This is a genomic window from Desulfovibrio biadhensis (assembly GCF_055388615.1).
In genome coordinates this window covers 3,811,154-3,833,225 of sequence record NZ_AP042477.1, presented here as the reverse complement: position 1 = coordinate 3,833,225, position 22,072 = coordinate 3,811,154, and the positions used below count along the sequence as shown (strand labels likewise).

General features: G+C 52.8%; 19 protein-coding genes. 8 read left to right on the top strand and 11 right to left on the bottom strand.

Annotated features, from left to right (window positions below; genetic code table 11):
- Positions 1-150: 150 nt before the first annotated feature.
- From ACZ5EH_RS16620 to ACZ5EH_RS16595, 6 genes are all read right to left on the bottom strand, one after another.
- Complete coding sequence (locus ACZ5EH_RS16620) at positions 151-1,035, bottom strand: DMT family transporter (RefSeq protein WP_464274994.1); 885 nt, start codon at positions 1,033-1,035, stop codon at positions 151-153.
- Positions 1,036-1,079: 44 nt separating this feature from the next.
- Positions 1,080-1,799, bottom strand: coding sequence for an ABC transporter ATP-binding protein (locus ACZ5EH_RS16615; protein WP_464274993.1), 720 nt, complete (start codon positions 1,797-1,799; stop codon positions 1,080-1,082).
- Positions 1,799-3,016 carry an ABC transporter permease subunit gene (locus ACZ5EH_RS16610; RefSeq protein WP_464274992.1) on the bottom strand — a complete coding sequence of 406 codons (1,218 nt, stop codon included), beginning with the start codon at positions 3,014-3,016 and terminating at the stop codon, positions 1,799-1,801. Before ACZ5EH_RS16610 ends, ACZ5EH_RS16615 begins: the two co-directional genes overlap by 1 nt.
- Positions 3,000-3,911, bottom strand: a complete 912-nt coding sequence (locus tag ACZ5EH_RS16605) for a branched-chain amino acid ABC transporter permease (RefSeq protein ID WP_464274991.1) — start codon at positions 3,909-3,911, stop codon at positions 3,000-3,002. The genes ACZ5EH_RS16610 and ACZ5EH_RS16605 overlap by 17 nt, the downstream gene beginning before the upstream one ends.
- Before the next feature lie 185 nt (positions 3,912-4,096).
- A complete protein-coding gene (locus tag ACZ5EH_RS16600; RefSeq protein ID WP_464274990.1) occupies positions 4,097-5,236 on the bottom strand; it encodes a branched-chain amino acid ABC transporter substrate-binding protein in 1,140 nt (379 codons plus the stop codon).
- 70 nt (positions 5,237-5,306) lie between these two features.
- Positions 5,307-6,080, bottom strand: coding sequence for an ABC transporter ATP-binding protein (locus ACZ5EH_RS16595; RefSeq protein WP_464274989.1), 774 nt, complete (start codon positions 6,078-6,080; stop codon positions 5,307-5,309).
- 164 nt (positions 6,081-6,244) lie between these two features.
- Between ACZ5EH_RS16595 and pruA the strand changes: the two genes are divergently transcribed.
- The 3 genes from pruA (at position 6,245) to ACZ5EH_RS16580 (ending at position 10,096) form a co-directional block, all read left to right on the top strand.
- Positions 6,245-9,268, top strand: a complete 3,024-nt coding sequence (gene pruA, locus ACZ5EH_RS16590; protein WP_464274988.1) for an L-glutamate gamma-semialdehyde dehydrogenase — start codon at positions 6,245-6,247, stop codon at positions 9,266-9,268.
- Positions 9,269-9,305: 37 nt separating this feature from the next.
- Positions 9,306-9,734, top strand: coding sequence for a type II toxin-antitoxin system RelE/ParE family toxin (locus ACZ5EH_RS16585; RefSeq protein ID WP_464274987.1), 429 nt, complete (start codon positions 9,306-9,308; stop codon positions 9,732-9,734).
- A 62-nt stretch (positions 9,735-9,796) separates the two neighbouring features.
- Positions 9,797-10,096: a helix-turn-helix transcriptional regulator gene (locus ACZ5EH_RS16580; RefSeq protein ID WP_464274986.1), complete on the top strand. Its 300-nt coding sequence runs from the start codon at positions 9,797-9,799 to the stop codon at positions 10,094-10,096.
- A 48-nt stretch (positions 10,097-10,144) separates the two neighbouring features.
- Here ACZ5EH_RS16580 and ACZ5EH_RS16575 read toward each other — a convergent pair whose 3' ends face one another.
- Positions 10,145-11,251, bottom strand: a complete 1,107-nt coding sequence (locus ACZ5EH_RS16575; RefSeq protein WP_464274985.1) for an HD-GYP domain-containing protein — start codon at positions 11,249-11,251, stop codon at positions 10,145-10,147.
- Between the two features lie 169 nt (positions 11,252-11,420).
- Here ACZ5EH_RS16575 and ACZ5EH_RS16570 point away from each other — a divergent pair, with 169 nt between their 5' ends.
- The gene (locus ACZ5EH_RS16570) at positions 11,421-12,494 is read left to right on the top strand and encodes a tRNA(5-methylaminomethyl-2-thiouridylate) methyltransferase (RefSeq protein WP_464274984.1); all 1,074 of its coding nucleotides are present in this window, start codon (positions 11,421-11,423) and stop codon (positions 12,492-12,494) included.
- A gap of 89 nt (positions 12,495-12,583) precedes the next feature.
- A complete protein-coding gene (locus ACZ5EH_RS16565) occupies positions 12,584-13,408 on the top strand; it encodes an HD domain-containing protein (protein ID WP_464274983.1) in 825 nt (274 codons plus the stop codon).
- 6 nt (positions 13,409-13,414) lie between these two features.
- Here the strand turns inward: ACZ5EH_RS16565 and ACZ5EH_RS16560 are convergent, their stop codons facing one another.
- The 3 genes from ACZ5EH_RS16560 to ACZ5EH_RS16550 all read right to left on the bottom strand — a co-directional run bounded on the left by ACZ5EH_RS16560 (position 13,415) and on the right by ACZ5EH_RS16550 (position 15,943).
- Positions 13,415-14,182, bottom strand: a complete 768-nt coding sequence (locus ACZ5EH_RS16560; RefSeq protein WP_464274982.1) for a tetratricopeptide repeat protein — start codon at positions 14,180-14,182, stop codon at positions 13,415-13,417.
- Between the two features lies 1 nt (position 14,183).
- Positions 14,184-15,083 (bottom strand): hypothetical protein, encoded by a 900-nt coding sequence (locus ACZ5EH_RS16555; protein WP_464274981.1) that lies wholly within the window; start codon positions 15,081-15,083, stop codon positions 14,184-14,186.
- A gap of 74 nt (positions 15,084-15,157) precedes the next feature.
- Positions 15,158-15,943 carry a tetratricopeptide repeat protein gene (locus tag ACZ5EH_RS16550; RefSeq protein WP_464274980.1) on the bottom strand — a complete coding sequence of 262 codons (786 nt, stop codon included), beginning with the start codon at positions 15,941-15,943 and terminating at the stop codon, positions 15,158-15,160.
- A gap of 732 nt (positions 15,944-16,675) precedes the next feature.
- Here ACZ5EH_RS16550 and ACZ5EH_RS16545 point away from each other — a divergent pair.
- Genes ACZ5EH_RS16545 through ACZ5EH_RS16535 form a run of 3 tightly spaced genes read left to right on the top strand, consistent with a single transcriptional unit; the run spans position 16,676 to position 20,359 of the window.
- Positions 16,676-19,579 carry a hybrid sensor histidine kinase/response regulator gene (locus ACZ5EH_RS16545; protein WP_464274979.1) on the top strand — a complete coding sequence of 968 codons (2,904 nt, stop codon included), beginning with the start codon at positions 16,676-16,678 and terminating at the stop codon, positions 19,577-19,579.
- Positions 19,567-19,935, top strand: a complete 369-nt coding sequence (locus ACZ5EH_RS16540) for a response regulator (RefSeq protein WP_464274978.1) — start codon at positions 19,567-19,569, stop codon at positions 19,933-19,935. Before ACZ5EH_RS16545 ends, ACZ5EH_RS16540 begins: the two co-directional genes overlap by 13 nt.
- A 55-nt stretch (positions 19,936-19,990) precedes the next feature.
- Positions 19,991-20,359: a response regulator gene (locus tag ACZ5EH_RS16535; RefSeq protein ID WP_464274977.1), complete on the top strand. Its 369-nt coding sequence runs from the start codon at positions 19,991-19,993 to the stop codon at positions 20,357-20,359.
- A 99-nt stretch (positions 20,360-20,458) separates the two neighbouring features.
- On the opposite strand, the gene ACZ5EH_RS16530 is transcribed toward ACZ5EH_RS16535, so the two are convergent.
- Positions 20,459-22,072: an SPOR domain-containing protein gene (locus tag ACZ5EH_RS16530; RefSeq protein WP_464274976.1), complete on the bottom strand. Its 1,614-nt coding sequence runs from the start codon at positions 22,070-22,072 to the stop codon at positions 20,459-20,461.

Below are 22,072 nucleotides of genomic sequence, written 5' to 3'. Positions count from 1 at the left end.
TCTTCCTGCCCGCAGGTCAACCCCTTTTTAGCACAGTGAGCACCCTGCCAGGAGCGTATCGCCATGAAACCAGATATACAATTGCAGCAATAGTTAATTGTTTCAACACAATGCACCGCTGCACGTAAAAAGTTTCAAAGCGCAGTTACGCTAATGTCCGCTGCGTTGAATGGCCAACCCGGTCATGATCAATATCAGTCCTGCATAGGTTGTGGGAAGTATTTCTTCACCAACAAAAAAATAAATGAATACCAAAGAGAGAAAAGGAGATAGAAAAATAAGATTCCCGACTTTGGCGGTATTCTCTGAAAGTCGTAACGCACTCAACCAAAGTACGAACGTAAGCCCCATCTCAAAGACACCTACATAGGCAGCACCCAGCAACCCTGCCGTGTCTGCAACATGCAATGAAGAAAACATCACACAGCCAATTACTACAAACGGCAACGAGAAAAGAAAGTTACAGAACAATCCCGGAACAGGGGCGCGTGTATCTTTAGTGTTGAATATCCAATACAATGCCCAGATGATGGTGCTGACCAGCGCCAAAGTCACACCAAGGGGGTTGGAAAACTGCAATCCAAGGAGATCACCTCTGGTGGCGATAACCACAACACCAGAATAGCTCACAATAACAGCAAACAGTTCACGAAGACGAATGCGTTGCCCCAGCAGCGGGATGGAAAGCAACGCCAGTGTCACAGCCCAGGTATAATTCAAGGGCTGCGCTTCCTGGGCTGGGAGCAAATCGTAGGCTTTGAATAATATCAAATAATAGACAAGCGGGTTCATGATCCCCATGGCCAGGGACCAAACTGCATCCCGCCTGGTCATTCGCAAAGTCGCAAGCAACCGCCCTTGTAGGGCTAAAATCCCCCCCAGCACCAGAGTTGAAGCCAAGCTGGAATAACAGAGCAATTGCCAGACGTCGCAATAACGCAGTGATATTTTGAATGCCGAGGCCACGGTGCTCCAGCAGAGCACCGCGGCCAAGGCGTAAAGATAAGCTTTGTTTTGACGGGAAAGAGAACTCATGGCGCGCTCAAAATAATCGAGAGCGGGCCTAAGAGCAACGGCGTTTACTCGCCCAGGTAGGCTTTGCGGATTTCCTGATTCTGCAGCAGAGCTTTGGAATTGTCTTCCAGCACCACGCACCCGGTTTCAAGCACATAGCCTCTGGTGGCGGTATGCAGCGCCAGATTGGCGTTTTGCTCCACCAGCAAAATAGTGGTGCCCTGTGTCTCGTTGATATCTTTAATGGTCTCGAAGATCAGCTCTACGACAAGAGGCGCCAATCCCATGGAAGGTTCATCCAGCAACAGCAGTTTGGGGCGCCCCATGAGCGCGCGTCCAATCGCCAACATCTGTTGCTCGCCGCCGGAAAGAGTACCGCCCTGCTGCTTGCGCCGCTCGCGTAAAACGGGAAAAAGCTCGAGAACACGCTCCAGGTCATCGGCAATATTTTGCCGGTCTTTGCGGAAGTAAGCGCCCATGTCCAGGTTGTCCTGAACGCTGAGTCTGGGGAAAATGCGCCGCCCTTCAGGCACCTGGCACAGGCCCATACTGGGGAGCAGGTCAGGCTTCAGCTGATGGATGGGCTTCCCTCTGTAGAAAATCTCACCTGCAAAGGGTTTGACAATGCCGCAAATGGTCATGAGCGTGGATGTCTTTCCCGCTCCATTTGCGCCAATAATAGTCACAATCTCTTTTTCATAGACCTTTAGTGAAACATCCTTCACGGCTTTGATCTTGCCATAGCCGGAAGAAACGTTGCGCAGTTCGAGGAGGGGAGTTTCCATTACGCCTCCTCTGAACGGCTGCCAAAACGCGGCGCCGGAATAATACCCTTGGGGCGGAAAATCATCATAACTGTCATTGCCAGACCAAAAGCCAACATACGATAGGATTCAAATTCACGAAAAACCTCGGGCAAGGCAATAAGCGCCAGGGCGCCCACAATTATGCCCGGGATTGAGGCCATGCCGCCGAGCACCACCATGGAAAGCACCATGGCCGACTCGATGAACGTAAAACTGCCCGGGGAAACAAAACGCATGCGCGCAGCAAAAAAAGCGCCCGCAAGACCGCCGAATACGGCGCCCATGGCATAGGCGTATAGCTTGAAAATGAAGGTGTTCACCCCCATAAGCTCGGCCGCTGTCTCATCTTCGCGTATGGCCTCCCAGGCGCGCCCTATACGGGAGTAGTTCAGCCGATAAATCGCGATGATGGTGAAAATGGTCAGCCCCAGGATAATGAAATACAGATAGGGCAATTTTTTCAGGTACAGGTGCATCCACTCCATGCCGTTTTCAAAACTGGGGTAGTAGATACCGGGCGCCTTGATGCCCAACACCCCATTGGGGCCATTGGTCAACGACATCCAGTTGTTGAGGATGATACGCACGATTTCACCGAAGCCCAGAGTGACGATGGCGAGATAGTCGCCACGCATACGCAATGTGGGGTAGCCGATGATGCACCCGGCAATGGATGCGAAGAAAGCGGAAATGGGCAGACATAACCAAAAGGAAAGGCCATAGGTGATGGACATCAACGCGTAGGTATAGGCGCCCACACCATAAAAGGCGATATAGCCCAGGTCCAAAAGGCCGCAAAGGCCAATGACGATGTTCAGCCCAAGCCCGAGGCAAACGTAGATGAGTACGTTGATGCCCACATCCAGCACATAGCGATCCGCAAAGAAAGGAAAAATACAGGCAAGGCAAAACACGCCCAATATCCCTACCCATGCGGGCATGGAGCTGTAGACATTGCGAACCCGAAGCTGAGAGGCGGCCAGGGGGCGGCCGATAAAGTCCAAATTACCACGATGCTTGAGCACCCAGAGTAGGACCAGTACAAAGGACCCTACAACAACGATCCCCCAAACCTGCAGACTGTTCTTGAACTCCAGACCTTCGGGCTTAATGCCCATAAGCGGCCAAAGCAGCACATAGAACCAGACCATGGCTATGGCCCAGGATTTGAATACTTTTTTAAACCCGTGTGTCATCGACATTCTCGCCCATAATGCCCGTTGGCATGAAGTAAAGGACCGCGATCATGATGATGAAGGCGAATACGTCTTTGTATTCGCTGGAGATATACGCCGCGGCAAAAATTTCGACCAGACCGATGACCAGTCCCCCGATCATAGCGCCCGTGATGTTGCCAATGCCTCCAAGTACGGCAGCGGCAAAAGCCTTGATGCCTGGGACAAAGCCCATGTCATAACGAACCGCCCCATAATACATGCCCACCATGATGCCGGCAGCGGCGGCCAGGCCAGCGCCGATGGCAAAGGTGCTGGAAATGATGCGGTTGGCGTTGATGCCCACCAGGGCAGCCATGACCTTGTCCTGCGCTGTTGCGCGCATGGCCTTGCCCAGCTTGGTCTTGAAAACCAGAGCGTTGAGCCCCACCAGCAGTACCGCAGTAAGCACCACGATGATTATCTGCATGTAGCTGATGGTCACATCGCCCACTTCCACAACACCGGACTGGAAAACACTGGGGTAGGTCTTGTCATACACGCCCTGGGTCAGCATCAACCCGTTTTGAAGAAATATCGACATACCCAAAGCGGAAAGCAGCATGGAGAGTCTGGAAGCGTTGCGCAAGGGCATGTAGGCAACCTTCTCCACCGCCATGGCCAGCATGGCCGAATAGCACATGGCCAAAATGAACGCCCCCCCCATGCATAACCAGGGGTGGGTCTCCACAAATCCCTGGGATGCGAAATAGGAAAGCAGAATCACCCCCATATAGCCACCGGCTGCATAAAATTCACCGTGGGCGAAGTTGATGAGCTGGATGATCCCAAAGACCATCGTATAGCCGAGGGCGATAAGGGCGTAAAAACCGCCCAGGGTCACACCATTGATGAGTTGTTGAAAAAAGAAATCCATTGTTCCGCCGTGTGCGACGCAGTTGTGAGCAGTTCAGTCAAAAAAAGAATATGCTCTTATGCAATTCCCGGAAACACATGTTTCAGGGAGAAATCTCGAGAAAAGACGAAAAAGGTCTATCGTAGTCAAAGCTCTGCACACGCCTTGACCATGCCAAGGCGCGTGCAGAGGGAATTCGTCTTCGGCTAGAACTTCTTGCCGGTGGCAGGATCGTAATAGGGGACGAAATCGTCGCCCTTAACTTCGTAAATCACGTAGTTGGAACCGGAGTCACCGTTGTCCATGAACTTGATGTGCTTGGAGGCGCCTGCCATGTCGAGCTTCATCATCTGTTCGCGGATGTCGTCAGGGTCGGTGGAGCCGCCGGCATTCTTGATGGCGGTGAGAATAGAGTAGGCGCTGTCAAAAGCGTAGGCAGAGTATGCGCCCGGATCACCGACCATATCGGAGTACTTGTTGATGAACTTCTTGTAGTTTTCGGAATCTTTGTCCACCCAGCCAAAGGTAAAGTATACGCCCTGGGCTGCATCATGAGCTTCTTTGATGAAGTTGGGGTGGTATACAGCGTCCTGGCTCAGCACTGCGCTTTCAATGCCCAGTTGGCGGTACTGCTTGATCATGCGGATACCGGAAGAAGAGTTCTGCAGGCTCATGTAGAAAACATCAGGCTTGGCTTGCTTGATCTTGGTCAGCACGGCGGAAAAGTCCATGTCGCCTTCGTTGACGTGATCGTGCGCCAGCACTTCAATGCCCTGCTTCTTGGCTTCTTCTGCAACATACTCGGCCAGGTGCTGGGAGTAGGTGGTTTTGTCGTCAAGAATGAAAACAGTCTTGGCCTTCAGAACATCCTTCATGAACTTCACGGCAGCCTGGGATTGATGCTCGTCGATACCGCACATGCGGAACATGTACTTAAGGCCGCGGGTGGTCACCTGAGGGTTGGTGGAAGCCGGAGTAACCATGGGGATGGGGCCTTCATCAAGAACCTCGGAAGCCGGGATGGTGGCCGAGGAGCAGTAGGAGCCGATAACGGCGGCTACTTCAAGGCTCAGCAGCTTGTTGGCTGCGGCAACAGCCTGGCGGGGATCGCAGGCGCTGTCCTGGGAAACAACTTCGATATCGTCGAAGCCTTCGATACCACCGGCTTCCTTGAAAAGTTCCACGGCAGTCTTGGCGCCGTTTACAATGTCGTTACCGTCAGCGGCGTAAGGGCCGGTGATGGGGCTCAGGGTGCCCAGGGTCAGGGTCTTGGCCAGGGCCGTGCCCCCCAGGACCAAGGTGAGAACGGCTGCAGCCATTAGCGTAATTTGCAACAGTTTCTTCATTGAGTCCCTCCATGTTTGGGGCGCTCTCGCCCCGTGGTTCAGGTTCCTTGTGTCATGTCCAGGCTCCGGCCTAGTCCTCGTCGGACTGCCTGCCCAGGTATGCTTCAATGACAGTAGGGTCCCGCTGGATTTGCTCGGGTTCGCCTTCTGCTATCTTCACACCGTGGTCCAGAACCACAATGTGGCGGCAAATACCCATAACAACGCGCATATCATGCTCCACCAAAAGAACGCCCACACCCGTATCTACAATTCGGTGGATGGTATCCATCAGTTCGTTGGTTTCGGCGGGGTTCAGTCCGGCCGCCGGCTCATCCAACAACATGACCTTGGGTGACGAGGCCAGCGCGCGGGCAATTTCCAGTCTTCGCTGGTGCCCGTATGGGAGATTTTTGGCTACGATGTCGGCGTCATTTCCCATATTCACGAACTTAAGAGCTTCCCTGGCCATTTCTACGACCATACGCTCTTCGCGGCGTTGCCCCGGTGTACGCAAAATGGATGTGACGATCGTCCCCTTTGTTCGCGAATGCAACGCTATCATTACGTTTTCCAGCGCAGTCATGTTCTGGAACAGTCGTATATTCTGAAACGTACGAGCTATACCCGTTGCCAGAATGCGATGGGGGCGCAAACCTTTCAAGCTCTGCCCGTCAAAACGCACATCACCATTACTTGTTTTGTAAACGCCAGTGATGACGTTGAAAATAGTAGTCTTGCCTGCGCCGTTAGGACCTATGAGCCCAACGATTTCGCCGGGTTCAATGTCAAAACTGACGTTAGCCAGAGCCTGTACACCACCAAAATGTACGCTTACGTTATCTAATGATAGTTGTTTTTGCATTTTTTGTAGAAAGTGTTGTGCTGATTGCCCAGCCTGGAGATTAGTACTTGCAAACAATATTTTTTGCAAGTAAATAAAAAGCTTTACAACAAAGTGCTGTTCTTTTTGGCAAATCGCCCGGTAGTCAATCTGCCGGAGCACAGCGACGAGCACAGAGGTAAGACATGTCCCAAGCCTCCGGTTTCGAAGCAACAATCATGGCCCGCGGCAAGGAGTTTTTTTCCTCGATCAAGGGCGAATCCCCTTCCATTTTTAACAAAAGCTGGTGGACTGGAAAGGTCATGGACTGGTGCATGGCCAACGAAAATTTCAAGGTCCAAATGTTTCGCTTCGTTGACGTCTTGCCCTACCTCAATACCACCGAATCGCTCCAACGTCACATGGAAGAATACTTCGGCGATCCAGAAGCCGATATGCCTTCTGTGTTGAAATGGGGTGTAGACGGTGTAGGCAAGGGCGGCAAGCTTGCCGCCATGATGGTTTCCAGAACCATGCGCAGTAATATCGAAAAAATGGCCAAGCAGTTCATCATTGGCGAGAACACCAAAGACGCCGTGAAGAACATCCGCAAGCTGCGCAAGGACGGGTTTGCCGTCGTTGTGGACCTCTTGGGCGAGGCTACCGTTAACGAGAGCGAGGCTGCAGCGTATGCCGCCGGCTACCTGGAACTGTTGGACGCTCTTGCCAAAGAACAGAAAAAAATGACCCCCCTCCCCCCCATGACTGCGGGCGCCTCCCCCGACGGAGGCGATTGGGGGCACGCGCCGATGATTAATGTTGCGGTCAAACCTTCAGCCTTTTTCTCCCAGGCCCGCCCTGTCGATCAGGAAGGCTCCATCCAGGCAATCATGGCGCGCATTCTGCCCATCTACCGCAAAGTAAAGGAAATGGGCGGTTTTTTGTGCATCGACATGGAGCAGCGTGCATATAAGGATATAACCATAGAGTTGTACAAACGGCTGCGCACGCATGAGGAGTTCCGCGACTACCCTCACCTTGGACTGGTGTTGCAAGCCTACTTGCGTGAAACTGAAAGCGACCTCGAAGACATCCTTTCCTGGGCCAAAGGCGAGAAGCTTCCCATTTCGATCCGGCTGGTAAAAGGCGCCTACTGGGATTACGAAACAGTTGCCGCCAAGCAGAACGGCCTGCCGGTTCCCGTTTGGACCATCAAAGCCGAGTCCGACGCAGCCTTCGAGCGTATCGCTCGCCGTATTTTAGAAAACCATGATATCTGCCATCTTGCCTGCGGTTCGCACAACGTGCGCACCATCTCAGCCGTCATGGAAACGGCCCTCGCCTTGAATGTTCCTGAAGAAAAATACGAATTTCAGGTGCTTTACGGCATGGCGGAACCCGTACGAAAAGGCCTGCAAAAGGTTGCCCGTCGCGTGCGGCTTTATTGCCCTTACGGGGAGTTGCTCCCGGGTATGGCCTATCTGGTGCGCCGTCTCTTGGAAAACACGGCCAACGAAAGCTTTTTACGCCAGAGCTTTGTCTCCGACCTCGATGTTGAGCATTTGCTCGAAAACCCAGAATTGACGGTAGAGCGTGAGCGCGCAGCCAAGCCTCAAAAAACGCCCCAAGCAAATGGGCTGGCGCCTTTTGACAACGAGGCAGCCGCGGACTTTACCCTTGAACCGGTTCGCAATGCCTTTCCCGAAGCCATTGACCGCCTTAGAAATGAAAATGAAGGTCGCAAGGCTACCCTGCTCATTAATGGCAAAGATGTGGAAACGGATGACCTGATCCAGTCTGTGAACCCCGCTGCCCCTGACGAAGTGCTGGGCACGGTGTGTCAGGCCGGAATCGAAGAAACCGAAGCAGCCATCAAGGCCGCAGCTACCGCTTTCCCTGCCTGGCGGGATACGCCGACGGAAAAACGCGTGGAGCTGATTTTCAAAACAGCCGACATCTTGCGCAAAAACATATATGACCACTGCGCCTTACAAGTGCTGGAGGTGGGCAAACAGTGGGACCAGTCCTATGGTGATGTATGTGAAGCCATTGACTTTCTGGAGTATTACGGTCGCGAGATGCTCCGGCTGGACAAGAAACGTCGCATGGGGCGGGCTCCTGGAGAGTTGAACCACCTTTTTTATCAACCCTGCGGTGTAGCTGCGGTCATCGCCCCCTGGAACTTTCCCTTGGCCATTTCCTGCGGCATGAGCGCTGCGGCCATGGTTACGGGCAACACGGTTGTCTACAAACCTTCCAACGTCTCCCCTTTGATCGGGCACGCAATGGCCAGGGCGTTTCAACAGGCCGGCATCCCCGATGGCGTTTTCAACTACCTGCCCGGGCGCGGCAGCGTCATGGGCGACTACATGGTGGAGCACAAAGACGTGGCGCTCATCGCCTTCACCGGTTCATTGGAAGTGGGCACGCGGATAATGGAAAAAGCCTCCCGTCTCCAAAACGAACAGCAGAACTTCAAGAAAATTATTTGCGAACTTGGCGGCAAAAACGCCCTCATTGTGGACGACGACGCTGACCTGGATGAAGCCGTGGTTCACATTGTTTACTCCGCTCTGGGTTTTCAGGGGCAAAAATGCTCTGCCTGTTCGCGGGTCATTGTGCTTGATTCCATATATGACCGCTGCATGGAGCGCCTGGTTGAAGCGGTGAACTCCATCAAAATCGGACCAGCGGAAGAGCCTGCCAATTACATGGGTCCCGTGGTGGACAAGACTGCACAGGAACGCATCCTCGAATATATCGAGATCGGTAAAAAAGAAGGCAAAGTGCTGCTGCAACGTGAAGTCCCGGAAAAGGGATACTACGTGCCCCCCACCATCTTCGGGGATATCCGCCCTGAACATCGGCTGGCCCAGGAGGAAATCTTCGGTCCGGTCATTTCCGTACTCCGGGCCAGGGACTTTGACGCAGCCCTGGAAATTGCCAATGGCACTCCCTACGCGCTGACAGGGGGCGTTTTCAGCCGCAGCCCCCGCCATCTGGAGCAAGCCCGCAAAGAATTCCGCGTGGGCAACCTCTACCTGAACCGCGGGTGTACAGGTTCCCTGGTGGAGCGCCAGCCCTTTGGCGGCTTCAAGATGAGTGGCGTCGGCTCCAAGGCCGGCGGTCCCGACTACCTGCTGCGGTTCATGGACCCGCGCGTCATCACGGAAAACACCATGCGCAGGGGCTTCGCCCCCATCAGTGAGGGCGACGACTGGGTGGAGTAGCGCGTAAAACAACTGATTTATCCATGAATGGAGCCCTATGTCTAAGGGCTCCATTTTTTTCTTGACCATTATCGCAAAATTGCTATCTTCTTTACAGGCGAAAGCTAGACGGAGTTTTTACATGAGAGAAGAGGTTACAAGTACATGGTCCGTGGAATTTCTCGACAGAACCGTAACCAAGGAGTTCAAGGCATTTCCGGCTGCCATCCGGGCACAAATGATCAGACAAATGGAACTGATCGAAGAGTTCGGTCTGGACAATCTCTCCCCCGGAGTAACAAAACACCTCCAAGGCAAAATTTGGGAGATACGTGTTCGTGACAAGGATACATGGGGCAGGAGCCTGTACTGTGCGTTGTCAGGAAAAAAAATCGTCATCCTGCGGTGTTTCTTGAAAAAAACCAACAAAACACCACGCCATGAAATCAATCTGGCGTTAGAACGCATGAAGAAAAGCAATCTCTGACATTAGCAACACCTAAATACACAACATATTTACAATTAAAGTTCAAATTCATGGAGTTTATGATGGCCAGAACCACCTTACAGGATATAAAGGCTGAAATGCTGCAAGACCCGGAATTCCGGGAGGCGTATGATGGTCTGGAAGAAGAATTTGCGCTGGCCAGGCAAATTATTGCTGCCCGTATACGGGCGAATATGACGCAGGAAGAAGTTGCGCAAAAAATGAATACAACGCAGTCGGTTATCGCGCGTATGGAATCAGGCAAACACCTTCCGAGCACCAAAAGCCTTTTGAAGTATGCGGCTGCAACCGACTCAAAACTTGAGATCCAGTTTTCGCCCCGAGAAAAAACGCATTGGTAGTCCAAGCTAGCCCTGTCAGGCCTAGCACTGGCAGGGCTTTTGCCCCTTTCATTCCGACCCCTTTCCCTTCTCTTGTCCGTTCTCCTTGTTCTCTTCCTTGGCCGTCGCCTTTATGCCTCCACCATCTTCCTTGGCGTTAAGTGGTATGGGGGGCTGATCCAGGATATCTGCATTGGAAAGGATCATGATCAACCTTCTGAAGGATTCAGGGTGAAAACGTTTCTTGTGAACGTCCAACCGCTGCAGAGCTTCAAAAGGAGTGAACGCCGCTCTGTGCGGCGTGGACCTGGTCAGATTGTCATAGGCATTACAGAGGCTAAGCGTCTTGACGTACAAAGGAATGGCTTCATCAGCCATATGGGATGGATACCCTTTGCCATTTTCCTGCTCATGGTGAAACAGGATGCAATTATACGTCACCTGCGACAAATTCAAAGGAAGGCAAAGACCAACCCCCACGCTCGGATGGGACCGGTAAAGTTCACGCTCACCACCTGTTAGCAGGTCATAGCGTTTTTCCAACAATTTTGGGGGTAAATTGGCTTTGCCGATGTCATGCAACAAGGCCCCGAGACTGGAGTGGATGAGCAAATCGTCATCAGCCTCGGCGTAGGTTTTGAGCACAAAATAATGCAACACCATGGTGCCGATGCTGTGGTTGTAGTGCTTGTGCCCTTTGGAGACCAGACTGAGCACATCCTGCAAGGCTTTGGGGTCCTGGAAATAACTGATGCTGTCGCGGACAAGTTTCTTCATGTCCGAAAAGCGCTTGCGAAAAATCTGCCGGGGCAGTTTTTCCTCGAAAACACTTGTCACTACGGATACCGAGGCATCATACCACGCGTCGGTGCGCACCTCGACGGGTATGCCCGTATCGGAAAGAATTTCTCCCAGATTGTCGCGAAGATAGTGCTCGTACTCTTTGCGCTGCGTTCGGGGTATAAAAAGTACTCGTATACCGAGGTCGTCCAGCTTTTGGCGGTGGCGAATTGTGTAGGCGCCCCCTTTGTTGGTGTACAGGACAAACCTGCCCTCCTGTCGTATGTAAAGGGCAAATTTGCCGCTCTGCCAAGGGCGTATCAGCGTCGACGAAACGGGGACAAAATGATCTTTTGTCGGCTCGTTTTCCTGGGGGCCTAGTTTTATTTCAGCCATTACCGTATGAGCTTCACAAAATGTTGAATGTTTAACAACTTCCCCACCCTTGACTTACAGGACCTTACGGTATTCACCCCTCCATGAAAAGAGCAGGTACAGGTGGAAACCAGCCGCCCCTTTGTTGCGAACCATTGCCTAACAAGGATTCCTTCCTTATCATCAGGAGATGAGCAACAATAATGAAACAAACACATACGACGTAGTTTGCCTTTTTTCCGGGGGGTTGGACAGCATCATTGCCGCAAAAGTTCTCGAGGAACAGGGATTACGGGTAAAGTGCCTGCATTTTACCAGCCCTTTTTTCGGCAAACCGCACCTGCTGTCTCACTGGGAAAAAATATATGCCCTGGATATCGTTGCCGTGGATGTGGCGCAGGATTTCACGGATATGATAGCCGCCGGCCCTGCCCATGGGTTTGGCAAATGCATGAACCCGTGCGTGGACTGCAAAATTCTGATGGCCACCAAAGCCAAGGAGTTGATGCATCACTATGGCGCGTTTTGCATTGCATCCGGAGAAGTGCTGGGCCAGCGCCCCATGTCGCAACGCAGGGACACACTCAATATCATCCGTCGCGATGCGGACGTCAAAGATTTGCTGTTGCGCCCCTTGAGCGCAAAACGTCTCGACCCCACGCCCATGGAATTAGATGGACGCATTGATCGTGAGCAACTGCTATCCATCGGGGGGCGCGGTCGCAAGGACCAATTGGCCCTGGCTGAAAAATATGCTCTGCCTGAAATTCCTACCCCCGCCGGCGGTTGTCTACTGGCCGAGATCGAATCCTCCAAACGTTACTGGCCAGTGCTGAAGCACTCCAAACACCCTCTGGCAGAGGATTTCGACCTTGCCAACATCGGCCGCCAATATTGGTCCGGACCGTTCTGGATGGCATTGGGGCGCAATCAGTCAGACAATGGCCGCATGGAGCAGATGGCCCGCCCTGGAGATTACGTTTTCAAGACGCAACACTACCCTGGTCCCCTTGGCCTGGGCAGACCATTGGATGCCGGAGAATGGCCCGCGGATAAAATTGCCGAAGCGGCTGGGCTCCTGGCCTCTTTTTCTCCAAAGGCTCGCAAGTCGGGAGGTCCGGTTACGGTCCGCGTGATGCGTCCAGATTTGGATGGAGGTGAAACCGAATTCCATGTAGAAGTTATGCCTGAACGTCCGCAATCCTGGCAGGAGCCGGACTGGGAAACCGTCCAGGAAGAAAAAAAGGAAGCGGCAACCGTGTAACCGGAGTGTGCCCTTAAATGCGCTCTGAAGACCATACACCTTTCTCTCTTATCGGGCCTTTTGCTCCTTACGATGTCGTGGAGGAGTGCATGCGCATACTCAACGCCATTGCCCCGGATATGGATTTCCCCTTTGTGCGGAACGCATTCCACGACGTCATCGATCTCTTTGAAGGGCGTCAGCCAGGTTTCAAGGCCAGCAATACCTCGTACCACGATCTCGAACACACATTGGCGGTGACCCTCGCCTGTGTCAGGTTCATGCATGGAGCGGTCATCCTGGGCGAAAAGCTTGACGGGCACAACGCCAGACTCTGTCTGCTGGCGGCTCTGTTCCATGATACAGGTTTGATCCAACGGGCCGAAGAAAGCACCGGAACCGGTGCGCGCCATACCATAGGGCACGAAGCCCGCAGCATGGAAGTGGCCCGTCATTTCATGGGGCGCTATGGCATGTCTGAAGCCAATATCCAGGATGTGTGCGCCATCATAGAAAGCACCATTCTGGCGATGCCTGTCTCCGAGGTGCAATTCCGTAACGATGACGTGCAACTCTTCGGCCATATTCTGGCCGCCTCAGACATCCTTGCCCAAATGGCCGACAAGGCCTACCTGGAAAAATTGCCGTTGCTCTTCCAGGAGTTTGAAGAAGCGGGCATCCCCGGATATGACTCGGAAATTATGCTCTTGGAAAAAACACAAGGTTTTTACGACTTTGTTGCAAAAAAGAGGATCGAAAGCCTGGGCGACGTATCACGCTACATGCGCGCCCATTATTTTAAAGACATGGGGCTGGACCGCGACCCTTATCACGAAGCGCTCATCGACAACCTTGACCATCTGCAAGACGTACTCACCGCCTGCCGGGAGAATCACGATAAGCGTTTTGAGGCCCGTGGTCTGGTTCTGGAATAAAACCGGCTAATCAGCCAGTTTTTTCAGGGCTGCCCGTAGAAGACCTGCTGCTTCCTTGAAATCGGACTTCAAGGCCAAGGCCTTTTCCACATAGGCCTTGCAGTTCTTGTAATCTTCTTTGTCGTACAGGGTCCGGGCGATGTTATAGCAGAGGTTTTCGTCGTCTTTCGCCATTTTATAGGCGCTGGCGTAATAGGAAAGCGCCTGATCATACAGGCCATTTTTACGCAGTTTCATGCCGAATTCATTAAACATGTGCTTGTTTTCAGGGTTGAAGGAGTCCTGAATCTGCACGATTTTTTTCAACACCTGGCCGGCTTCTTCATTTTTCCCCTGATCCAGATAGGTGAGTCCAAGACCAAAATTGCCGCGCACGTTATCAGCATCAATGCTGAGGGCGTTTTTGAAGGCCACTTCAGCGCCAAAGGGCTGTCCTTGGCCGCGCAGCCGTTCGCCCTTGGCCAGATTCTTTGTCACCTCCCGCATGGCGGGAAGCGTCTTTTCATTGTAGATTTCAGGTTCCGGCTGGAACGTGGCGAGAAATTTGTCCAGTTCGATTTTGGTTGCATCACCAAAAGGCAAAAGCCTGGGGTTCAACCGCTGACAGGACATGGCGCCGTCTTCTGTTTCCTGGCAATAGTAATAGACTTTTTGCTCAACCTTGCGTCTGGTGGTGCCTGCGCCGATGTAGGATTTTTCCATTCGCGAGAAAACACCAGCCATCCCCTGCTGTTCCGCACCATTGTTCCCAGCGTCTGCAGACGGATTCGGCATGTTACGCGTCCTCCTCGCAGGGGGCGGACTCCTGAGCCTTCTCTATACTGGTGTGCAGCAGCAACGGCAGTGTGGGGGTCGCCATGCTGACGGTAAGACCTTTGCGAGAAGAGTCTACTTTTGTCTCATTATCGATCTCGCCCCCTTCAATGGAGCTGCCTGTAACATTCAGGCCATTTTCTGCAAGGGTAACAAGAAGATAGCGGTCCACTATGGCGAAAAATTCAAACAGTCTGTCCACGCACTCCCGCTTGCAGCTGACGCTTTTCCCGTTGATGAAACCAGTGGAAACCTGCCCTCCCAGAGCCTCGGAAAGGTATACGGTGCAGGCAATTTCCCCGCGTTCCTGGGTCCCCACACGCAGAATAAAACTGAAATCAAAGCCGGAGGCAGGAGCCTGACAAATGGAGTCTATCTTCAGTTCTCTGCCACAAAAACGCAGAAAAGCTCTGTTCATGGAATGCACAACTGCCTGGTAGATATCCCTGTCGCCCAGGTCCTGGAAAACTTCGTAGAGCTTCTTCTCTCGCAGCACCTGCTCTTCCCGGAACTTCTCAAGCTCCTCAGAAAACTGCTCTGGAGTCAGATACCCTTTGATGAGCAGGGCTTCGCCCAAATGCGTGCTGAAAACGGTCTGCGCAAACAGCAGGTCATCAAGCTGGCCACGGGTAAGGTAGTTCCGCCGCAAAGCAATGACGCCGAATGGCTGATCCACTCTTTTCTGTTCCTCGAAAATCGCGTCGGTCTGTTCTTTTTTCAGATAACCACGCTCTCGAGCCAGTTCTCCGATGCGACGGTTGGATTCATCCTGAAATTTAATGGCATCATCCAGGTATTCCTGGCTGATGATCCCCTTTTCTATCAGGTACCGCCCAAAAAAATTCAAGCCTTTGGTGTCCATACGCCTACTCCTTCTTCTACTGTCCAGAAAGGACGCCCCCCCTCCATGTACAGCACATGCCCTACGGCAGGCGATCAGACCTTGATCGGTTTTGACTTTTTCTTCTTCTTTTTCAGCTTTTTCATGAGCAATGCCTCTAGATCCTTGGCAACGTCAAGCGAAGGATTCACCTCTAAAGCCTTGCGCGTAATACTCAGACTTTGCTGCAGGCTTCCTTTTTCATAAAGGGTCCTGGCAATATTGTAGAGGAGATTTTCGTCTTTTTTGCTGAATTGATAAGCACGGGAATAATATTTCAAGGCCTGGGTGAGCATGCCGTTTTTACGCAGCTTGATGCCGAACGAATTGAACAGATGCTTATGGCGGGGCTCAAAAGCGCCCTGGAGTCGCACCAGACGTCGGAAGACGAGATCGCCTTTCTCTTTCTCACCCCTGTCTAGATACGTAAGCCCAAGACCAAAGGTTGCACGTATATTGTCCTCGTCAATCCGCAATGCGTTCTTGAATTCATATTCGGCACTGAACAAATGCCCCTGCTTGTAATGGCGTTCGGCCTTAGCTACACTTTTGGTCACAGCCCTGATACTGGGGTAGACCTTGTTCATGTAAACCTGTGGCTCAGGGTCCCACTTGTTCAGTATGTCCTCTTTGGTGACATACTTCGTCTCCCCAGAGGGCAAAAATTTGGAATTCAGCGGCTGGATGCTGATGCGGCCATCTTCCTGTTCTTCCGCATAAACATAAACCTGCTGTTGTTTCTTTCTTTTCGTATGCCCGAAACCGATAACAGCTTGAACGCTTGTAGAAAAAACGCCCTTGATTTTGTCATCATGGTCCGGAGCTATTAGTGAAGATGACATCTCTGACCCTAGTCCCCCCAGAAGCCTTCGTTGGGTGTACACCGCAAACATGCGTGGGCGTGCTCCCCCTTCGACAAGTGTTGTAGACGACATTGCCGAACAGATCACACAGGCTGCGATTTCCCCTGCGTTCTACTCCAGATTATTCCGGGCGTCCAGCCGCCCCCCGTTGTCCCAGGCCCTTTTCAGAGCCGTGAACCATTATGAGGAGTTACTCTCTTTCTGCTTATTCCCGTTGCCACAAAGGACGTTAGGAGTTACATTACACATAAATTCATTTTTCATTGTTACAAGGCGACGTCCCGGACATTTGACAAGACCGCTTATGGCACAGGTAAACAATGATTCAGGAAAATCCACAGTATTTTCCTCCACAACGGGAATTGCAGCAGACAGCAGCTTGGGACAATTGGGATCAGGCCCTTATTTTCCTTGGCGGGGTCGCTGTTTTCATCTTGATCCTGGTTGTCATCAAACTTGTGTTTAAAAAAAGGTAACGATGTTCGAGAATGAATGCCCGAAACAAGACATTCCCTTGCAATGCATCCGCTAACGTGCGGACAAATAAGAAGCATCCTGAAGATAATGGCCATACCCGGTTAGCATCGAGGCCTTGTTTCGGGTTTGCAACACCCACAGTAACCGTATAGCTTTACCTTTTCATTGCCGTAGGAAAGTTTTGGGAACAATGGACCTGAAGTACCAAAAGACATCCGTTTTATCGGAGACACCGTGGCTGAAAACGAACAAAGCAGAGAAGATCTTCAGGAACGAATTCGCGAGCTTGAAAAGCAGCTAAGCGAACTCGCCCCCCTGCAGGAATCTCATGAGAAGAGCAGGACGGAACTTTCCGAGCTCAAACACCAGTCAAGGGCGCTACTCAACGCTTCTTCAGACACTGTCTTGATCATCGATCAAGTCGGCACCATCATTGTCATCAATGAAGCAGGCGCCATGCGTTTCCGTCGCAGCCCGGAAGAGCTCGTTGGAGTCAGTATTTACGACATTCTGCCTAATGAACTTGTGGGCAAACGCAAACGTTGGGTCAGCCATGCCGTTGAAACCCGCAAGCCCATACAATTCAAGGATGAACACCACGGAGTCACCTACGGGCACCGGCTTCATCCCTACGTTGATGAGCGAAACAACGCCGTCCGTGTCGCCATATACACGAGAGATATTTCAGAAAACGAGAAGGCCATCCGAGCCTTGCGCGATAGTGAAGAACGCTACAAAGCCATCCTGGAAGACCAGACAGAGCTTATCTGCCGCTACCTTCCAGACGGACGTCTGTCTTACGTCAATGAAGCCTACGCCCGGTATTATGGAAAGGACAGACACGAGCTTATCAACCGAAACTTCATCCCCCACATTCCTGATACTGATTTGCGGCTGATTCACCAGCACATTTCCAGCCTGAGCCATGACAAGCCCGTCACCAGCTTCGAGCATCAGATCATTCTGGAAAGCGGTGAACGTCGCTGGCAGAACTGGACGCACAGGGCGATCTACGACGCAGTGGGCCAGCTTACTGAATATCAGGCGGTAGGGCGCGACGTTACCCGCAGACGCATGGCGCAGGAACTGCTCAGGGAAAGCGAACGCCGCTACAAAAGTCTTTTCGAGGACTCCCCCATCTCGCTTTGGGAAGAGGATTTTTCCCACGTCAAATATTACCTGGATTCCCTGCGTGATCAGGGCATTATCAATTTCCGCGCCTTTTTCGACGAAAATCCCGAAATGGTGACACATTGCGCCCAGCTCGTTGAATTGGTGGACGTCAATATCGCCACCCTGCAGTTCTTTTGCGCCGAATCAAAAAAAGACCTTTTGGCAGGGCTCGACAGGGTGTTCACGGAAAAGTCACTGCTCGCCTTCAAGGAGGAACTCGTTGCTCTGGCTGAAGGCAAACGCATCTACGAAGCTGAATCAGAGCACAAGACTCTGGAGGGTGAAACAAAATTCGTCTCCATTCATCTCAGTGTCGCTCCAGGGGCGGAAGACACGCTGAACAAGGTTCTCGTCTCCATTCTGGATATCACAGAGCGATGTAACGCAGAGCAGGAATTGCGCGACCATCGCGCCTTTTTGCACCAGATTATAGACACGGTGCCCTCCCCCATTTTCGTCAAGGACAGGGAAGGACGCTTTGTCTTGGTCAACAAAGCCATGGCTGAACTTTACGGATCAAAGACTCCCAGCGAACTCGTCGGCCACAAAGGGGAAGACTTCAACCCCCATGAAGATGAAATCAATGTTTTCCGCGCTGAAGATCTCGACGTTCTGGATTCGCACAAACCCATATTCATTCCACAGCGTGTCGTCACCAACGCAAGGGGCGAAAAGCGCATCCACGCCACCACCAAACTCCCTCTTGCCGGCAAACAACAAATTCTCGGCGTGGCTGTTGACATAACGGAACGTAAAATGGCCGAAGCCGAACGGGCCAAAATGGAACGCCACTTCCATCAAGCCCAGAAGATGCAGGCCCTGGGCACGTTGGCTGGCGGCATTGCTCACGATTTCAACAACATGATTTTCGCCATCCTCGGCTTTATTCGACTTGCCCTGAAACAGGCGGAAACAGGCTCCAAGCTCGAGGAATATTTGCTGCAAGTCCAATCGGCCGGAATGCGGGCCTCGGAGCTGGTACGTCAGATTCTGACCTTCAGCCGGCAGACCGACAAGGAAATGAAGCCCGTTCATCTCACGTCTCTGTTCAAAGAAGTGGGGAAGATGCTGCGGGCCACCCTGCCTGCTACCATCGACTTTCGTATCGATGTGGATGAGTCGCTTTCCGAAGACGACGATATCATCATAGGCGACCCCACCCAGATTCATCAGGTGCTCATGAATCTCTGCACCAACGCCATGCACTCCATGCGCGAGACAGGCGGCTTGTTACGGATGGCGCTGACCCCCTTGACCATCTGTGAAAACAACCAGGCCCAGTATCCGGAGCGCGCCCATGGCGAATATTTGCAGCTTGAAGTCTATGACACGGGGTGCGGCATGGACCAGGCCATCATCGAGCAAATATTCGACCCCTTCTTCACCACCAAAAATCCTGGTGAAGGCACCGGGATGGGACTCTCCGTAGTCCACGGCATCGTCAACAGCCACGGGGGCAGCATTCAGGTGGAAAGCGAGATCGGGAAAGGCTCTGTCTTCAAGGTCGTTCTTCCCATGCGCAAGGAAGAAGCCGCATCCTGCCCTTGCCCGGATGAAACCGCCCCCATGGGTAAAGAACATATTCTTTTTGTAGACGACGAGGCTCTGGTTGTGGATATGGTGCGCGAAATGCTCTCCCAACTCGGCTACAGGGTCACAGCCCTGACATCACCCCATACGGCGCTTGCGCGATTCAAAGAATCGCCCAATGATTTTGATTTGTTGATAACTGATCATACCATGCCGTATCTTACAGGTGTGGACCTCGCCAAACAAATGCTTACCTTGCGGCCCAAACTTCCCATAATCATGGTCACAGGTTACTCTGAACAGCTAACGCCGGAAGAAGCCAGAAATCTTGGTATTAAGGAATTTCTCATGAAGCCTATCATCGAAGAACACTTGGCGCAGACAATCCGCCAGGTGTTGGAGACCACCTCAAGGGAGGAAGTATGCCCAGACTGATTCTCGTGGAAGACGACCCACAAGTACGTGGCATGCTCAGCGAAACGCTGGCGCAAGAAGGCTACGAAGTGGTGGAAGCAGCAAACGGACGCGAAGCCGTGAAGCTTTACCGCGAAAAGCCTGCGGAGCTTGTAATCACTGATATCATCATGCCCGAGCAAGACGGGGTTGAGACCATACATGCCCTGCGCAAGGAATTTCCAGATGTAAAGGTCATCGCCATTTCAGGCGGCAGCGCCAACATCAGGGGCGACTACCTTCTGGGGACAGCCAATGCCCTGGGAGCCATCAAGACGTTCAACAAACCCGTGGACATGAACGACCTGCTGCAGACGGTCAAAGACATCCTCGGGTGAGATACCGCGTTGCAGCCAGTTGCAGCTCTACGACGCGACTACCACTGGAGAGCCAATGAAGCATATTCTGATTGTTGAAGACGATCCCATGATCCGTACGATGCTGCAGGAATCGTTACAACTGGAGGGCTTTGCAACCTCTGTAGCCCAGGACGGAGAAAAGGCCCTGCACAGTTGTAACAGCAAAGTGCCAGACGCTGTGGTTACGGACATTCTGATGCCCGAAAAGGAAGGGCTGACACTGATCAAGGAATTGAGGAAGATTTACAAGGATATGGTGATCGTAGCCATTTCCGGCGGCGCCAAACAACTGTCTCCCAGCTGCAACCTTGAACTGGCGGAGATGTTCGGCGCCTCAAAAACGTTCTCAAAGCCTTTAGATATCGACATCCTGCTCTCCTACCTGCGTGAAGCGCTGGGCTAAACACCCTGCAAAGCACTACCAATCGCTTCGGGCGCGCCTCATTGGCGCGCCTCACAACGCAGTCGCAAAACTATTCAGTTGATTTCCCGGCTATGTTTTTCAAGGCGCAGCAACAACAAAAGCTTGGCGGCCTTCCTGGCGTTTGAATTGTTGCGCCTGCCCCTGAGCGGCGGCCTCGCTGCCATGCCGCCCCAGCAGTACGGTGTGCCAAACGCGTCCTTTTGCCTGCCGGTCATGCACAGTGGCGGCAGACCATCCGTGTTGTTGCAGCATTGCAAGATCACTATAGGCATTTTCGGCTTCCAAATAGGCGCCGACTTGCACGGCCCATGCCCCCTGTCCCACATCTGCCGGAGCAATGATCATGGGAGCAGCAGGAGGAGCGGCCGAAGCCACTGGTGCAGAAGCAGTTGCCTTATTGCCAGCAGGAGAAACCGTTTGCCGTGGCTGTATAGTCGCTGCAGGCGTTGCAGCAGGAGTCGCTGCAGCCAATGTCTCTTCCCTGCGCACAACGACAAAGGCGTTGTGTCCTGTCCTGCTTTTGAAATCCCGAGCTGCGCTCGCAGCCACCGCTGTTGTGGGAAAGCGCCCTATTCTGACGGTATGCCATACCCTGCCGTCCGCATCCACGTATCGGCCAACGGTTGCAGGATAGCCCTGATCGCGTAGCGACCCGGCATGCCGCTGCGCATTTTCCATGTATACGTTGGAGGACGCCAATACATATATGCCCTTTTGCGGCAGGGCTGCTGGTGTTCGTGTTTCCTGTGTTTGCTCGGTAATGCTGGAGGGTGCCTGGGAAGTTACGGCAACGGTAGCAGGCGTTTTTGCAGGGGTAGCCCCTGGTCTGAGCTGTGCAGCGTACACGGTTCCCGCATCATTTCCGGGCTGCGCAACAGTTTGAAGAGGGGTTTGCTTTGGTTCAAAAACTTTTCCCATTGCATCGGTTTCAGCCAGGATGATCTCCTGCTGCTCTGCTTCACCGATTGCTTGCGCCAGCATATCCATGTCAATCTTCGTGCGCAGTGGGGGGGCCACAGCGTCTTCTTCATGTACCGATTCCGCCACCGCGGCTGTGAGAACATCAGGGGCATGCCCGCCAACAACTTCAAAAGACTTGCTGGCCAGCACCCTGTCCCCTAGCTGCAATGTCAAAATCCACTCCCCCGAAACTTGCGCCCAGTCGGAATCGAACTGGAACAGAGCCTGTCCCGGCTCGCCGACACACCCCATGATGTGCTGCCGTTCGACACGCACCACGTCGCCACTTACAGGATCTACAAGGGGGGGGTGCGCCACAGACAAAGTCAGAGGGACGGCACGGCCGTTTCCCATCTCTGCGCTATGGGGCGCTCCCTGCAACCGGAAGGAAAAGCCGAATGCATGCATGGGTGCGGCCTGCACCTGCCTGCTGTGGGAAATAAATCTGTATCTGAAGGAAGGGCAAAGTTCATCCATGCCCGGCCCTTCACCGGGAACCCGCCCCCCGGGCATGTCCTCATACTGGCCGACGTCAAAGACTTCCACGCCCGCCACTTCTGGAAGCGGTTCATTATCGTTTCTGGCTACCAAAGTAAGAATCTCGCGCCCCGTCAAAGGGCGTCTGAGAGGGTCCTTTTCAGGAGGGCGCGCGCAGGAAAGCAACAAAGCACCCATCGCCACCGTAAAAAGGCACCAACATCCAAGATTCCACTTTTTACAACGAATGCTCAC